13 protein-coding genes are annotated in these 14,721 nt (G+C 72.4%); 7 read left to right on the top strand and 6 right to left on the bottom strand.

Features of this window, described 5'->3' with window-relative positions:
* Positions 1-69: 69 nt before the first annotated feature.
* Both serB and OG562_RS08375 read right to left on the bottom strand, forming a co-directional pair.
* On the bottom strand, positions 70-1,302 hold the full coding sequence (serB, locus tag OG562_RS08380; RefSeq protein ID WP_266395498.1) for a phosphoserine phosphatase SerB: 1,233 nt from the start codon (positions 1,300-1,302) through the stop codon (positions 70-72).
* Positions 1,303-1,417: 115 nt separating this feature from the next.
* Entirely contained in the window at positions 1,418-3,607 is a 2,190-nt protein-coding gene (locus OG562_RS08375) for a streptophobe family protein (RefSeq protein ID WP_266409109.1), read from the bottom strand.
* Positions 3,608-3,934: 327 nt separating this feature from the next.
* On the opposite strand from OG562_RS08375, the gene OG562_RS08370 reads away from it, so the two are divergent.
* Complete coding sequence (locus OG562_RS08370; protein WP_266395496.1) at positions 3,935-6,454, top strand: FHA domain-containing protein; 2,520 nt, start codon at positions 3,935-3,937, stop codon at positions 6,452-6,454.
* A 70-nt stretch (positions 6,455-6,524) separates the two neighbouring features.
* On the opposite strand, the gene OG562_RS08365 is transcribed toward OG562_RS08370, so the two are convergent.
* The 3 genes from OG562_RS08365 to OG562_RS08355 all read right to left on the bottom strand — a co-directional run bounded on the left by OG562_RS08365 (position 6,525) and on the right by OG562_RS08355 (position 9,384).
* Positions 6,525-7,301, bottom strand: coding sequence for a transglycosylase SLT domain-containing protein (locus OG562_RS08365; protein WP_266395493.1), 777 nt, complete (start codon positions 7,299-7,301; stop codon positions 6,525-6,527).
* Between the two features lie 281 nt (positions 7,302-7,582).
* Positions 7,583-8,689, bottom strand: a complete 1,107-nt coding sequence (locus OG562_RS08360; protein WP_266395490.1) for an S-adenosylmethionine:tRNA ribosyltransferase-isomerase — start codon at positions 8,687-8,689, stop codon at positions 7,583-7,585.
* Entirely contained in the window at positions 8,686-9,384 is a 699-nt protein-coding gene (locus OG562_RS08355) for an SDR family oxidoreductase (protein ID WP_266395487.1), read from the bottom strand. The genes OG562_RS08360 and OG562_RS08355 overlap by 4 nt, the downstream gene beginning before the upstream one ends.
* 248 nt (positions 9,385-9,632) lie before the next feature.
* Between OG562_RS08355 and OG562_RS08350 the strand changes: the two genes are divergently transcribed.
* The 4 genes from OG562_RS08350 to OG562_RS08335 all read left to right on the top strand — a co-directional run bounded on the left by OG562_RS08350 (position 9,633) and on the right by OG562_RS08335 (position 12,306).
* Positions 9,633-10,811 carry a GAF domain-containing sensor histidine kinase gene (locus tag OG562_RS08350; protein ID WP_266395484.1) on the top strand — a complete coding sequence of 393 codons (1,179 nt, stop codon included), beginning with the start codon at positions 9,633-9,635 and terminating at the stop codon, positions 10,809-10,811.
* Positions 10,804-11,445, top strand: a complete 642-nt coding sequence (locus OG562_RS08345) for a response regulator transcription factor (RefSeq protein WP_266395482.1) — start codon at positions 10,804-10,806, stop codon at positions 11,443-11,445. The genes OG562_RS08350 and OG562_RS08345 overlap by 8 nt, the downstream gene beginning before the upstream one ends.
* A gap of 165 nt (positions 11,446-11,610) precedes the next feature.
* A complete protein-coding gene (locus OG562_RS08340) occupies positions 11,611-11,856 on the top strand; it encodes a chaplin (protein WP_266395480.1) in 246 nt (81 codons plus the stop codon).
* A gap of 210 nt (positions 11,857-12,066) precedes the next feature.
* Entirely contained in the window at positions 12,067-12,306 is a 240-nt protein-coding gene (locus OG562_RS08335; protein WP_266395478.1) for a chaplin, read from the top strand.
* Positions 12,307-12,507: 201 nt separating this feature from the next.
* Here OG562_RS08335 and OG562_RS08330 read toward each other — a convergent pair whose 3' ends face one another.
* The gene (locus tag OG562_RS08330) at positions 12,508-13,296 is read right to left on the bottom strand and encodes a hypothetical protein (protein WP_266395475.1); all 789 of its coding nucleotides are present in this window, start codon (positions 13,294-13,296) and stop codon (positions 12,508-12,510) included.
* 108 nt (positions 13,297-13,404) lie between these two features.
* Between OG562_RS08330 and OG562_RS08325 the strand changes: the two genes are divergently transcribed.
* Positions 13,405-14,202 (top strand): ABC transporter ATP-binding protein, encoded by a 798-nt coding sequence (locus OG562_RS08325; protein ID WP_266395472.1) that lies wholly within the window; start codon positions 13,405-13,407, stop codon positions 14,200-14,202.
* Between the two features lie 53 nt (positions 14,203-14,255).
* Entirely contained in the window at positions 14,256-14,687 is a 432-nt protein-coding gene (locus tag OG562_RS08320) for an NfeD family protein (RefSeq protein ID WP_266395469.1), read from the top strand.
* The last annotated feature ends 34 nt before the right edge of the window (positions 14,688-14,721 follow it).

Here is a 14,721-nt window from a genome sequence, read left to right as displayed (position 1 = left end):
GGCATACACGAGGGCCCGGTACCGATACGGTGCCGGGCCCTTCTGCGAGTGTGAGGACTGCTGCTCGCCCTACTCCTCGTCGTGCGTGTCCGCGGCCTCGACCTCTTCACGGGTGATGCCCAGCAGATACAGGACGGTGTCCAGGAACGGCACGTTCACCGCGGTGTGCGCGGCCTCCCGCACCACCGGCTTGGCGTTGAAGGCGACCCCGAGACCGGCCGCGTTCAGCATGTCCAGATCGTTGGCGCCGTCGCCGATCGCCACGGTCTGCGACAGCGGTACGCCCGCCTCGGCGGCGAACCGGCGCAGCAGCCGCGCCTTGCCCGCGCGGTCCACGATCTCGCCGGTGACCCGGCCGGTCAGCTTGCCGTCGACGATCTCCAGCGTGTTGGCCTGGGCGAAGTCCAGCCCCAGCCGCTCCTTCAGATCGTCGGTGACCTGGGTGAAGCCGCCGGAGACGACCCCCACCTGGTAGCCGAGCCGCTTCAGCGTCCGGATCAGCGTGCGGGCGCCCGGCGTCAGCCGCACCTCGGTGCGCACCTTGTCCACGACCGAGGCGTCGAGCCCCTTCAGCAGCGCCACGCGTGCGTGCAGCGACTGCTCGAAGTCGAGATCCCCGCGCATCGCGGCCGCCGTCACCTCGGCGACCTTGTCCTCGCAGCCGGCGTGCGCGGCGAAGAGCTCGATCACCTCGTCCTGGATGAGGGTGGAGTCGACGTCCATGACCACGAGCCGCTGGGCCCGCCGGGACAGACCCGCGTCCACGACGGCGACGTCCACGCCGACCTCGGCCGCGTCCGTGACCAGCGCGGTGCGCAGCGGCCCGGTCTCCACGCCGGAGACGGCGAACTCGACGGCCGTGACGGGGTACTTGGCGAGCCGGAAGATACGGTCGATGTTGCCGCCGGCCTTGGTGATCCGCGCGGCGATCGCGGCCGTGGCCTCCGCGGTGAGCGGGTGCCCGAGCACGGTGACCAGGGAGCGGCCGAGACCGCGCGGCCGGTTGTCGCCGAGGCCGGAGATGATCTCCGCCTGCATCTTCACCGACTCCGCCCAGCTGTGGACGGTCGAGCGCAGGTCGCCCTCCAGCGAGCGCGGCGGCGCGGTCACGAGCGCGCACAGCACCATCCGGCCGCGGGTGACGACCTGCTCGATGTCGACCACGTCGACGGAGTAGGCGGCGAGGGTGTCGAAGAGACCGGCCGTGATGCCCGGCCTGTCCTTGCCGAAGATCTTGACGAGGAGCGTGGGGACATCGGAAGGCGAGGTCGACGGGGCCGACGGGGTCTGCGAAGCACTCATGGTGTACCCACCGTATCCGGCACGCAGTGCCTTTTGCCCCCGAGGTCCGCCTAGCGGACATGGAACAGTGGATGGCGCATGGGTGACATACACCTCAACGGCGGCCTCATCGACTTCAGCGCGTTCCTTTCGGTCCCCTCGGCCCCCGAGGCGGCGCCGGGGGAGGGGGCGGAGGCGGCGGGGGAGGCCCCTCCTCCGGACGCGGGCCGCCGGGACGCGGTCCGGCCGGTCGTCGCGGCCCCCTCGGCGGCGGCCCGATCGGGCGGACCACGGTCGGAGCGCCGTACACGTCGTCCGGCCCGTCGTCCGGCCCGCTCCGCCCGCCCGGCCGCGACGGCCCCTCCGGCGGCCGCCCACTGCCCGCCGGGGGCTCACCCCGCTCACCCGGCTCTCCCCGCTCGCCCCGCCGGGAACCCTCGTACGCCCTCGACGGCTCCGACCGGTCGCCCCGCCCCCCTCCCGGGTCCCCCGGCCGCGCGTCCTCCGGCTCCCGCAGCTCCTCCGGCACCCGCAGATACGGGTTGGTCGCCGGATTCGGCGGCCGGTACGACGTACCCGGCGCGTAGGGCGAGTGCGGCGCGTACGGTCCGGACGGGTCACCGGAGTACGGCGCACGCTCTTCGCCCGCGCCCGGCCGCCCCTGCGCACCGGCCCCCGCGTCACCCCGTGCCAGCGGCGCAGCCCGCCGCCCCGCCGCCCCGGTCGCGCACGCCAGCAGCGCACCGGCGGCCCCCGCGCCCGCGCCCCAGGCGGCGCCGAGGAGCAGGGCCATGCCGAGGCGCCCGTGCAGCTCGATCCCGGCGCCGAACGCGTCGAAGCCGAGCACGGACAGGGAGGCGTTCACGGACAGGTCCGTCAGCCAGGCCAGCAGCGGCAGCGCCAACGCGGTCGCGACCCCGAGCCGCACCGCACAGCGCCCCACGAAACCGCCGACGCCGTGCCCTCGTAAGCCCACGGCCCCCGCACCCCGTCCAGCGTCCGTGCCACCGCCGGAGGCCCGCCGCTCCGGCCGAGCCGGTTCACCGGCCGCCGCACCCCACTCGGGCCGAGCCGGTTCGGCAGCCGCCGTGGCCCACCCCGGTCCAGCCCGTTCGCCGGCCGCCGCAGGCCACTCGCCCCCGGTCCCGCCCCGGGCCGCCGCACCCCGCCCGGCCGCCCACTCCGCCTCGGCCCCCGCCCGTCCCGCACGCCCGCCGCCCGCAGGGAGCCCCGGCGGCGGCCCCGCGGGAACCCCTGGAGCAAGCCCCGTGCGACCCCACACCGGAGTCCGTACCGCCGCCAGCACCCCCGCCAGCAGCATCATCACCGCCGCGGCCACCCCCAACAGCCATACCCGTCCGTCCAGTTCGGCCAGTCGTCCCAGCGTCACCGACTGCCCGGTCCCGGCGCCGAGCAGGTCGTCCAGGGGGTCGGGCAGCACCTTTGTGAGCACGCCGGTGGCCCGGCCGTCCCAGGGCACGAACAGGCCGATCGGGATGCCCAGCCACACCCCGTTCGGCGCGCCCAGCAGCGCCGCTCCCGCGATCCGCCGGGGGTGGTCGTCGCCGATCGCCGCGTACCCCGCCGCCGCGAACCCGGCCGCCACGGCCACCAGCAGCACGGTGACGACGGCGGACACGGCGGGCCGTACCACCCGGTGCACCGCCTCCCACCCGGGCGGAAGCGGCGTACGGCGCGAGGCCAGCAGGGCGATCAGCAGGATGCCGATCGACCAGCCGAGGCCGCCGAGCAGGGTGGGCGCCGTGTCGACGGTGAACCCGACCGCCGCCTTCGCGTCGACCAGGTCGCCGAGCCGGTCCGGCAGCAGCCCCCCGATGTCCCCGATCCCGGGGATGTCCAGGCCGCCGCCCCCGCCCCCGCCGCCCCCGCCCACGCCGGGCAGGTCGTCCAGCCCCAGCGAGCCGCCGTCGAGCGTGACGACGTCGTGCCCCGCCCAGGCCAGCCCGCCCAGCATCGCCACGAACAGCGCGACCACCGAGCCCGCGCGCGCGAGGAGTTCGGCCGGGGAGACCACGACTCCGGCTGTGCGCAGGGATCGTAGAAAAAACCATGACAGCAGCAGGGCTCCGACCAGGCTCACGCCCAGTGGCGTGATCTCGATGGCCGTGTTCGCCTCCGCGCCCGTCAGTCCGAAGGCGGACACATCCCCCGACGGCGTCACCGAACCGCCGGCCCCCAGGGCCACCACCGCGGCCGTCATCGGGCCGAGCGAGCCCGCGGAGTCCGCCTCCAGCAGATGCAGGCCGAGCGCGGCCGTCCCCGCCATCCCGATCAACGCCCAACTCACCGCGGCGACCGCGGACATCACCACGTCCGTCCACGGCACGCCCCTGCCGTGCCCGCCGTGCTGTGCGCTTCCGCCGGTCCCGCCGTTCTCGACACCTGTGCCGGCACTCATGCAGACCCCCCGATCCGCGGCGCGGAGCGGCGGAGATCGCCGCTTCCGTCCCCCTCGCGTGCGTTTACCACTCTCCGGCCCGGTTTCAACCCCGTCAACGGAAACGGCCGATGCGCTCACGCAGGCTCTTCACAAGGCCCGACTTTCGGTCAGGGGGCCGCTACTGAAATAGTTCCCGACGATGTTCGACATCCCTAGACTCCCTGTGATGGGGGTAACTCGGGGGACTACTCAGTGGGGCATGGAGTGCCGGAACTCGTACTGGAATTGAACGGACGCACCTGGACGCTAGATCCGTCCAGGCCATACACGCTCGGACGCGATCCGCAGGGGGACGTGGTCCTCGACGACGCCAGGGTCTCCTGGCGTCACGCCACGGTCAGTTTCAACGGCCGCAGTTGGGTGATCGAGGACCACGGCAGCACCAACGGCACGTTCGTGCAGGGCCAGCGGATCCATCAACTGGAGATCGGCCCGGGCACCGCGGTGCATCTGGGCAACGCGACCGACGGACCGCGCGTGAACCTCTCGGGGGCGCAGGCGCCCGTCGCGCAGCCCCAGCAGCAGCCGTACGCCGCGCAGGCCGCGAACCCGGGCTGGGCCCAGCAGGCGCCTCAGCCGCAGGCCGCCCAGGTCCCGCAAGGCGGCTGGCAGCAGCCGCAGCAGGCCGCGGCGCCGCACATCCCGCAGCAGGGCCCCGGTGACGGCGCGGGGGCGCCGCCGGTCTACGGCGACCGCAGCCCCACCACCTTCCACCAGTTCTCCTTCGGCCGCGTGATGCGCATCGGCCGTGCCCTGGAGAACGAGCTGGTCGTCTCCGACCTCCAGGTGTCCCGCAACCACGCCGAGTTCCACTCGACGCCCGACGGCCGCATGGAGATCCGCGACCTCGGCTCGCACAACGGCACGTTCGTCAACGGCCAGCCGATCGCCAAGGGCGGCACCCAGCTCCTCGGCCCCGCCGACATCGTGGGCGTCGGCCACTCGACGTTCCGGATCGTCGGCGACCGGCTCGAGGAGTTCGTCGACACCGGCGAGGTCTCCTTCTCGGCCCGCCACCTGACCGTCACGGTCGACGGCGGCAAGCAGATCCTCAAGGACGTCTCCTTCGGCGCCCCGGAGAAGTCGCTGATCGCGGTCATCGGACCGTCCGGTTCCGGCAAGTCGACGCTGCTCAAGGCGCTGACGGGCTACCGGCCCGCCAACCAGGGAGACGTCCTCTACGACAACCGGAACCTGTACAAGCAGTTCGCCGAGCTGCGCCAGCGCATCGGCCTGGTTCCGCAGGACGACATCCTGCACAAGGAACTGACCGTCAAGAAGGCCCTCAAGTACGCGGCCAAGCTCCGCTTCCCCGCCGACACCACGGGCGCCGAGCGCGACGCCCGCATAGACGAGGTGCTGCGCGAGCTCAAGCTGGACATCCACAAGGAGAAGAAGATCACCTCCCTCTCCGGCGGCCAGCGCAAGCGCGTCTCGGTGGCCCTGGAGCTCCTCACCAAGCCGTCGCTGATCTTCCTGGACGAGCCGACCTCCGGCCTCGACCCGGGCATGGACCGCGACGTCATGCAGCTGCTGCGCGGCCTCGCCGACGACGGCCGTACGGTCCTGGTCGTCACCCACTCCGTGGCCGAGCTGGCGATCTGCGACAAGCTGCTGGTGATGGCCCCGGGCGGTTCGGTCGCCTACTTCGGCCCGCCGGAGGAGGCGCTGAACTTCTTCGGCTACGACACCTGGGCCGACGTCTTCTCCGCCTTCGAGAACTACCGCGACTACGACTGGGCGGGCCGCTGGAAGGGCTCGCAGCACTACCAGATGTACGCCGCGGACATCGACGCCATCGCGCCGCAGTCCGTACAGATGCCGCCGATGCAGGCGATGCGGCCGCCGAAGCCGCAGGGCTGGATGTCCCAGTTCGTCACACTGGTGCGCCGCTATGTCTCGGTGATCGTCTCCGACAAGGGCTTCCTGGCCCTGACGGTGATCCTGCCGGCCGTGCTCGGCGCGGTGAGCCTGCTCATCGACTCCGGCAACAGCCTGCTGCCCAACCCGCTCAATCCGAAGACCGGCCGGATCATCCCCAACGGCACGGCCACCACCGTCCTGCTGATCCTCGCGGTCGGCGCCTGCTTCGCGGGCGCGGCGAACTCGGTCCGCGAGCTGATCAAGGAACGGGTCATCTACGAGCGGGAGCGCGCGACCGGTCTGTCGCGCTCCGCGTACCTGATGTCCAAGGTGTTCGTGCTCGGCGTGGTCACCGTGCTGCAGGGCCTGCTGGTCGGCGTCATCGGCTTCGCCAGCCGGGAGATCCCGAAGGAGGGCCTGGTCCTCGGCAGCGCCACCATGGTCGAGCTCTCCATCCCGATCATGGCGCTGGGCTTCACCTCGATGATGTTCGGCCTGGTCATCTCGTCGCTGGTGAAGACGGCCGAGAAGACCATGCCGCTGCTGGTGATGTTCGCGATCATCCAGGTCGTGTTCACCGGCTGCCTGTTCTCCCTGAACGGCGCGGTCGGCGTCAACGAGTTCTCGTACCTGATGCCGTCGCGCTGGGCGGTCGCCGCCGCGGGCGCCACGCTGGACTTCAACAAGATCAGCCCGCCCAAGGACGGCGGGGACACGGACCCGCTGTGGGACCACACCCTCGGAGCCTGGAGCCTGGACATGGTCGCGCTGATCGTCCTCGGCGTGATCTGCGGCTTCTTCGTGGCCCGCTTCCTGCGCCGCCACGAGCCCGAGGTCATGCGCAAGTAGTCCACCCCGTACGACGCCGATGGGCGGCACCCCCGGTACGGGGTGCCGCCCATCGGCGTACGGAGGTCGCTCAGTACGCGCTGTCGACGTTGTCGATCGAGCCGTACTTGTCGGCCGCGTAGTTCGCCGCGGCCGTGATGTTGGCGATCGGGTCGTAGATGTTCCAGGACGTGCCGTTGACGTGGTACGCCGAGAAGGTCGGCGGGATCACCTGCAGCAGGCCCTTCGACGGGATGCCGTTGACGGCGTTGACGTCCCAGTTGTTGATCGCGTTCGGGTTGCCCGAGGACTCCCGCATGATGTTGCGGTACAGGCCGTTGTAGGAGCCCGGGATGCCCTTGGACTTCATGATGTCCAGGGAGTGCTTGATCCAGCCGTCGAGGTTGTTCGCGTAGGACTTCGCGACGACCTGCTTGATCGTGGCGCGCTGGGCGGCGCGGCTCGCGGCCTCCCTCGCCTTGCGCGCGGCGGCGGCCTTCTTCTTCGCGGCGGCCGCGGCGGCGGCCTTCTTCTTCGCGGCGGCCGCGGCAACCGCCTTCTTCTTCGCCGCGGCGGCCTCTGCGGCGGCCTCCGTGGCGGCCTTCTTCTTGGCGACGGCGTCCTTGGCGGCCTTTGCGGCCTCCTTCTTCGCCTCGATGGCGTCGACCTTCACGCTCGCACCCGCCAGCTGGTCGGTCACGCTGGCCTTGACGTCCTGCACCGGCTCGGAGCTGTAGGCGACCCGGGACGAGGAGACGGCGTCCTTCGTGGTGGTCTGCGCGTCGGCCGGCACCACGGAGAAGGCGAGGGCGGCGGCGCCGAGGGTGGCGACGCCGGCGATCGCGATCTTGTGAGTGTTCTTGGGCATGGCGGAAGGACCTCTTCGAATAGCGCGGAGGTCGCTCTCATCGTCCGACGGTGGACAGCGGGTGCTTGCGGCACGAACGCCGCGGGGAAGAACCCGCGGCGATGAGCGACGAGAGCCATTCTTAGCGGCCGCAAAATGGCCAGGCAAAGGTGTGACGTACGATCCCGGGTAGTGGATCGGGGATGGGCAAAACGGGACAGATGAAACTATCTGCCCCGTTCATGTGGCCCCCCTTTGTCTCCTATCGTCCTTCGTACGTGATGTGCGCCCTATGCGCGGGCTCACACCAGCCCCGGCTCGTTCTCACCGGCAGTTGCCGAAGCAACGCTCTGGGTCAGGTCCCCCTCCGGGAGGATGAGGTGCACGTCCCCGAACTCGTGCCACAGGTACAGCCCCCGCAGCGCCTCGTCGTACCCCCGGTCGATCGCGGCCCGCCCCGCCACCGCCTCCAGCATCAGCAGATGCGAGGCCTCCGGCTCGTGCAGCCCGGTCAGCAGCCCGTCCACCGCCCGCACCCCGCGCTCGGGCGTCACCACGAGATCGGTCCACCCCTCACGCGCGCGTACGACCCCGTCCGCCACGGCCGCCGACTCCACGGCCCGCACCGCCGTCGTCCCGACCGCGATCACCCGCCCCTTCCCGGCCCGCACGGCGTTGATCAGCCGGGCCGACGCCTCCGGCACCGCGAACCGCTCCGGATACGGCGGCTCGTGCGCCTCCGCCGAGGCGACCCCCGTGTGCAACGTGATCGGCGCGAACTGCACCCCCCGGCTCACCAGCTCCGCCACCAGCCCCGCCGTGAAGGGCCGCGCCGCGCTCGGCATCTCCGCGCTGCCCGACCCGTCCGCCGACGGCAGCGCGAACACCGTCTGATACACGGACAACGGCTGATCCCGCTCCGTATAGGAGTAACGAATGGGCCGCCCGTGCTCCCGCAGCAGCCCGAGCACCGCCCCGCCGGACACCCGCGCCCACCACAGCCGCCCACCGCCACCGCTCAGTGCCCCCTCCAGGATCAGCCGCACCCCTCCCGGCAGCCGCACCTCCGCCCCCGCCGGCCCGCCCGCACGCGCGCGGGTGGTGCCCTTCCCGTCCGGATCCCGCAGCTCGACCGCCCACCGCCCGTCGTCCCCACGCGTGGAGAAGTGCACCACCACACGCGCGTGCCCGATCCGCCCGTCCACCGCGGCCGCCAACGTCGCCGACGTGTTCACCACCAGCAGATCCCCGGCCCGCAACAGACACGGCAACTCCCGGAACACGTGATGCGCGACCTCCGCCCCCCGCGACACCAGCAGCCGTACGTCGCCCCGGTCCCGCCCGGGCCCGCGCTGCTCGGCCGGCACCCGCGCCGACAACTCCTCGGGCACCTCTACGGTCAGCGTCATCGCCGTCCCTCCGACAGCGCCGGAGCCGCGTACCGGCCGCTCGCCGGCCGCTCGTCCAGCAGCCGCAGAAAGCCCGGCGCCACACTGCCCGGCTCCGGCCGCGCCTCCCCGTCCTCCGGTACGGCCGCCGCGTACAGGTCCGTGGCCATGTCCCCGGGGTCCACCGCCCACACCCGCAGCCCCGGCTCCTCCGCGCCGAGCACCGCCGCCAACTGGTCCAGGGCCGCCTTCGACGCCCCGTAGCCGCCCCACGTCTCGTACGCCTCGGCGGCCGCGTCCGAGCTGACCGCGATCACCGCGCCCTCCCGCGCGTCCCGCAGCAGCGGCAGCGCCTCCTGGACCAGCCCCAGGGCGGCCACGACGTTCACCTCCAGCGCCCGCCGCAGCCCCGCCAGGTCCAGCGCCTCCAGCCGCACCAGCGGCTCGGCGCCCAGCGCGCTCGCGTTGCTCACCACCAGATCGCAGCCGCCGAGCCGCCCGGCTGCCGCCACCAGCGCCGACCGGTGCACGGGATCCGTGACGTCCCCCGCGAGCGCCTCCACCGCGCCCCCGTGCTTCCCGACCGCCGCCGCCGTCTCCTTCAGCACCTCCGCCGTCCTCGCGTCGAGCACCAGATCCCACCCCCGCGCGGCCAGCGCCTCGGCCAACGCCCGCCCCAGCCCCTTCGAGGCCCCCGTGATGATCGCTACCGGCATGACAACCGTCCCCTCGTCCGACCGCCGGTGCTCGGTGTGCTCGGCGGTGACCTCACCGTAGGAACGGCGCCGCCCTCCCCGCCTCGGCCCGCAGGCCCCGGTTCACCGGGCCCTTCGGCGTACGCCCGCACACCCGGTCCCTCGGCCCTACGCCGCCGAACCGAGGACCTCCGACCTAGGTCTCCCGCCCTACCCGGGGCCGCCACAGGCCCGATCCCGCTGTCGGACCCCGCCGGTACCGTGAAGGCATGAGTCAAGGCCCCCGGTCCGGCCTCGCCGCGGTCAGCGCCGCGCTGCTGGCCATGAGCAGGCACCTCGAGGTGCGCGACGTCCTCAAGACGATCGTCGCCTCCGCCCGCGAACTGCTCGACGCGCAGTACGCCGCCCTCGGCGTCCCCGACGACCACGGAGGCTTCGCCCAGTTCGTCGTCGACGGCGTCAGCGACGAGCAGTGGAAGGCCATCGGCCCGCTGCCCCGCCAGCACGGCATCCTGGCGGCGATGCTCCAGGAGGCCAGGCCCGAGCGCCTCGCCGACGTGCGCAAGGACCCGCGCTTCGAGGGCTGGCCGTCCGCCCACCCCGACATGTCCGACTTCCTGGGCCTGCCCATCCGCGACGGCGACGAGGTCATCGGCGCGCTGTTCCTGGCCAACAAGCTGTGTGCTGCGGAGGGAGACCCTCCGCACCCCCCGCGCGGGAAGCCCGAGGGGAGCTGCGGCTTCACCGAGGACGACGAGGAGCTGCTGGCGATCCTCGCCCAGCACGCCGCGATCGCCCTCACCAACGCCCGCCTCTACGAGCGCAGCCGCGAGCTGACGATCACCGAGGAACGCTCCCGGCTCGCGCACGAGCTGCACGACGCGGTCGCCCAGAAGCTGTTCTCCCTGCGCCTCACCGCCCAGGCCGCCGCCGCCCTCGTCGACCGAGACCCGGTCCGCGCCAAGGGCGAGATCCAGCAGGTCGCCGCGTTGGCCGCCGAAGCCGCCGACGAACTGCGCGCGGCCGTCGTCGAGTTGCGCCCCGCCGCCCTGGACGAGGACGGCCTCATCGCCACCCTGCGCACCCAGATCCAGGTCCTCGACCGCGCCCACACTGCGCGCGTGACCTTCGCCGGCCGGAGCTTCCGCGCCCTCCCGGCCGCACAGGAGGAGGCCGTGCTCCGGGTCGCCCAGGAGGCCCTGCACAACGCCCTGCGGCACTCCGGAGCAGAACACGTCGAGGTGACGCTGGAGCGCCGTGCCCGCGGGGCCGTCCTCCGGGTCGCCGACGACGGCGGCGGCTTCGAGCCCAGGACGGTCCGCAGCGCGGGACGCCACCTCGGCCTCGTCTCCATGCGGGACCGGACGAACGGGGTCGGCGGCACGCTGACCGTGGAATCGGCGCCCGGCAAGGGCACCACGATCGAGATGGAGGTCCCCGGTGGCTGACGCCATCAAGGTGCTGCTCGTCGACGACCACCAGGTCGTCCGCCGGGGCCTGCGCACCTTCCTGGAGGTACAGGACGACATCGAGGTCGTCGGCGAGGCGGCCGACGGCGCCGAAGGAGTCGAGCGCGCCGAGGAGTTGAAGCCCGACGTCGTCCTCATGGACGTCAAGATGCCGGGCACCGACGGCATCGAGGCGCTGCGCAGGCTCCGCGCACTCGACAACCCCGCGCGCGTGCTGATCGTCACCAGCTTCACCGAACAGCGCACGGTGGTCCCGGCCCTGCGCGCGGGCGCCGCCGGATACGTCTACAAGGACGTGGACCCGGACGCCCTGGCCGGCGCCATCCGCTCCGTCCACGCGGGCCACATCCTGCTCCAACCCGAGGTGGCGGGTGCCCTGTTGTCCCAGGAGGAGTCCAACTCAGGCCAGGGGAGGGGCGGTTCGCTGACGGAACGGGAGCGCGAGGTGCTCGGCCTGATAGCGGACGGCCGCTCCAACCGCGAGATCGCCCGCGCCCTGGTGCTGTCCGAGAAGACGGTGAAGACCCACGTCTCGAACATCCTGATGAAACTCGACCTCGCGGACCGCACCCAGGCCGCGCTGTGGGCCGTACGCCATGGTCTGACGCGTTGAGAAGCGCGAGGGGCGCTGCGGCGGCAATACGGAGCGTCCCGTTCCGGACTGAGATTCATACCGTCGTGGGAATGTCCCCCGAATGGCGCATCCTTCGTGGATCTCCGGCGTTCTCCAGTGCGTGCTGCGGCGACTGCCGCGGTACTCGCTAGGAGGGGTTTCGAAGTGAAGAACCTGAAGAAGGCAGCGGCCGTGACGATGGTGGCCGGCGGCCTGGTGGCCGCGGGGGCCGGCCTGGCCTCCGCCGCCGACGGCGCCACGGCCCTCGGCGAGGCCAAGGGCTCGCCGGGCGTCGTCTCGGGCAACGTCATCCAGGCCCCGGTGCACGTCCCGGTGAACGTCGTCGGCAACAGCGTGAACGTCATCGGCGTGCTGAACCCGGCCTTCGGCAACCTGGGCCTCAACCACTGAGGCGACTGCGGCCACCGGGGTCCCACCCGGACCCGCGCTGACCTCCGGCCTCCCCCGGCCCCCACCGGGGGAGGCCGGTCTTCTTGTCGCCCCAATGATCCGAACGGGCACTTCGGCGGACGGCCGCGTACCGTTCCCGCCCACTCCCGCGTTGATCAGCGCACGGCCCGCGGCCGGGTCGGACACGCCAACGCAGGAGGATCGCTTCTCATGAACATCGCCAAGAAGGCCGCCGTGGCCCTCACCGTCGCCGGCATCGCCGCGGGCGCATCGGCCGGCGCCGCTTTCGCCGACTCCGGCGCCGAAGGCGCGGCCGTGAAGTCGCCGGGCGTCGGCTCGGGCAACGCCGTCCAGGTCCCGGTGCACGTCCCCGTCAACGTGGTCGGCAACACCGCGAACCTCATCGGCCTGCTGAACCCCGCCTTCGGCAACACCGGCGTGAACGACTGAGCCCCCGACCCGCAGCAGGGCCCCCGCGCCAAGGACGACGCGGGGGCCTTTTGCATGCCGGCGCCGACACTTCCGGCTGGGTCCGGCAATTTCAGCCCGTCCGGCGTTTGAGGACGAGGCCCCTTCAGGGCCGAACGGGGGCCTGGGGGCAGAGCCCCCAGAGAACGCCGACACCAACGCCGGTCACCAAGGAGAAGACGCTCACCGCACCCCCCGCTCCCGCTCCTCCACAACGGAGTTGTACGCAGCGACCTGCGCCCGCCGAGCCGTCCGCTCGACAGGCCGCAACGCCTCAGCACGAGCCGCCATCTCAGCGGAGCTCACCGCACCCCCGTGCCCGCTCTCATACGCCACCGACACCAGCAACCCGACCCGCTGCGCCAGCTCCAGCACCCGCACCGCCCGCGGCGGGTACCCGGGAGCAAGCACCTCCCGCCCCCGCTCCGCGCGAGAGCGATATGCGTCGATCGCCGCCTCCGCCACCGGCCCCGCCCCGGCGACGTCCAGCCGCGAGAGCACCGCCGTGGCGTCCCGCAACGCCTCCGCCAGCTCCCGCTCGGCCTCGCCCAGCGACGGCACATCCGCCGGCGGGGCCTCCCGCACCGCCAGGCAGTGCCACACGACCTCGACATGCACATCACCGGCGGGCCCGGCCTCGTGCACCTCCGGCACCAGCCCGTATCCGGCGCCGTGGCCGATCACCGCCTCCTCCGCCTCCAGCGCCCGGGCGTTGAACTCCGGCGGTCCGCTCAGCCCCAGCGGATGCCCGGGCGCGGGCAGCGCCACCCGCAGCCCGCTCACCCCGAGCGTCCGCAGGCGCCCCAGCGCGAGCGTGAGCCCGACGGGCGCCGACTCGCCGGGCAGCCCCTCCACCCGGTGCACGGCGTCCTCGCCGACGATGGCCAGGACGGCGTCGTCCGGCGAGACAAATCCGGCCAACAAGGCATTTCCCCAAGCGGCGAGGCGACCAGAGCGCGGTTCCGAAAGCATGCCTCCACCCTAAGGACCGGACCGATGGAACGGGCCGCCCAACGGGTGGCGTAGATTTTCCTGGAGGTTTCCGAGACCGGCCACACTGCAAGGGGAGACAACGCGCTCATGAGCGATGTTCTGGAGCTTCAGGACGTATCGGTGGTCCGTGAGGGCCGGGCTCTGGTGGACCAGGTCTCCTGGTCGGTCAAGGAAGGCGAGCGCTGGGTCATCCTCGGTCCCAACGGGGCCGGCAAGACCACGCTCCTGAACCTCGCGTCGAGCTACCTCTACCCCAGCAAGGGCACCGCCACCATCCTCGGCGAGACCCTCGGCAGCCCCGGCACCGACGTCTTCGAACTGCGCCCCCGCATCGGCATGGCCGGCATCGCCATGGCCGACAAGCTCCCCAAGCGCCAGACCGTCCTGGAGACCGTGCTCACGGCGGCCTACGGCATGACGGCCGGCTGGCAGGAGGAGTACGAGGACGTCGACGAGCAGCGCGCCCGCGCCTTCCTCGACCGCCTCGGCATGAGCGACTACCTGGAGCGCAGGTTCGGCACCCTCTCCGAGGGCGAGCGCAAGCGCACCCTCATCGCCCGCGCCCTGATGACCGACCCCGAGCTGCTGCTCCTCGACGAGCCCGCCGCCGGCCTCGACCTGGGCGGCCGCGAGGACCTCGTACGCCGGCTCGGCCGCCTCGCCCGCGACCCGATCGCCCCCTCGATGATCATGGTCACGCACCATGTCGAGGAGATCGCCCCCGGCTTCACCCACGTCCTCATGATCCGCCAGGGCAAGGTCCTCGCCGCGGGCCCGGTCGAGCTCGAGCTCACCTCCCGCAACCTCTCCCGCTGCTTCGGCCTCCCGCTCGTCGTGGAACAGGTCGGCGACCGCTGGACCGCACAGGGCCTGCCGCTGTCCTGACCGCCCCTTTCGCGCCCTGTCCCCAGCAGGACCCACGGCCCTACCATGGCCGTGTGGACGACATCGACGCATGGGTGTGGTGGCTCGTCGGCGCAGCGGCGCTCGGAATCCCGCTCGTGGTGACCGCGATGCCGGAGTTCGGCATGTTCGCGGTCGGCGCGGTGGCCGCCGCCGTCACGGCGGGCCTGGGCCTCGGAGCGGTGCCACAGGTCCTCGTCTTCGTCATCGTCTCGGTCGCCCTCGTCGCCGTCGTACGCCCCATCGCGAACCGGCACAGCAGGCAACGCCCCCGACTCGCCACGGGCATCGACGCGTTGAAAGGCCGACAGGCCGTCGTCCTGGAGCGCGTCGACCGCGCCGGGGGCCGGATCAAGCTCGCCGGAGAGGTCTGGTCGGCGCGCGCACTCGACACCGACCACGCCTACGAAGTGGGTCAGGAAGTCGACGTCGTGGACATCGAGGGGGCCACGGCGATCGTCATGTGACCCCGCGCGACGTTGTGCGATCACGCGACGATCT

The sequence above is a fragment of the Streptomyces sp. NBC_01275 genome (assembly GCF_026340655.1).
Classification (GTDB): domain Bacteria; phylum Actinomycetota; class Actinomycetes; order Streptomycetales; family Streptomycetaceae; genus Streptomyces.
The sequence above is the reverse complement of the archived record's forward strand: the minus strand, read 5'-3'. Positions and strand labels throughout refer to the sequence as shown.

Bases quoted from the DNA above. Each gene is read 5' to 3' on its own strand.
- OG562_RS08365 (WP_266395493.1), bottom strand. From the start codon at position 7,301: ATGCCCAAGAACACTCACAAGATCGCGATCGCCGGCGTCGCCACCCTC.
- OG562_RS08375 (WP_266409109.1), bottom strand. From the start codon at position 3,607: ATGTCCGCGGTCGCCGCGGTGAGTTGGGCGTTGATCGGGATGGCGGGG.
- serB (WP_266395498.1), bottom strand. From the start codon at position 1,302: ATGAGTGCTTCGCAGACCCCGTCGGCCCCGTCGACCTCGCCTTCCGAT.
- OG562_RS08330 (WP_266395475.1), bottom strand. From the start codon at position 13,296: ATGCTTTCGGAACCGCGCTCTGGTCGCCTCGCCGCTTGGGGAAATGCC.
- OG562_RS08355 (WP_266395487.1), bottom strand. From the start codon at position 9,384: ATGCCGGTAGCGATCATCACGGGGGCCTCGAAGGGGCTGGGGCGGGCG.
- OG562_RS08360 (WP_266395490.1), bottom strand. From the start codon at position 8,689: ATGACGCTGACCGTAGAGGTGCCCGAGGAGTTGTCGGCGCGGGTGCCG.
- OG562_RS08350 (WP_266395484.1), top strand. From the start codon at position 9,633: ATGAGTCAAGGCCCCCGGTCCGGCCTCGCCGCGGTCAGCGCCGCGCTG.
- OG562_RS08325 (WP_266395472.1), top strand. From the start codon at position 13,405: ATGAGCGATGTTCTGGAGCTTCAGGACGTATCGGTGGTCCGTGAGGGC.
- OG562_RS08335 (WP_266395478.1), top strand. From the start codon at position 12,067: ATGAACATCGCCAAGAAGGCCGCCGTGGCCCTCACCGTCGCCGGCATC.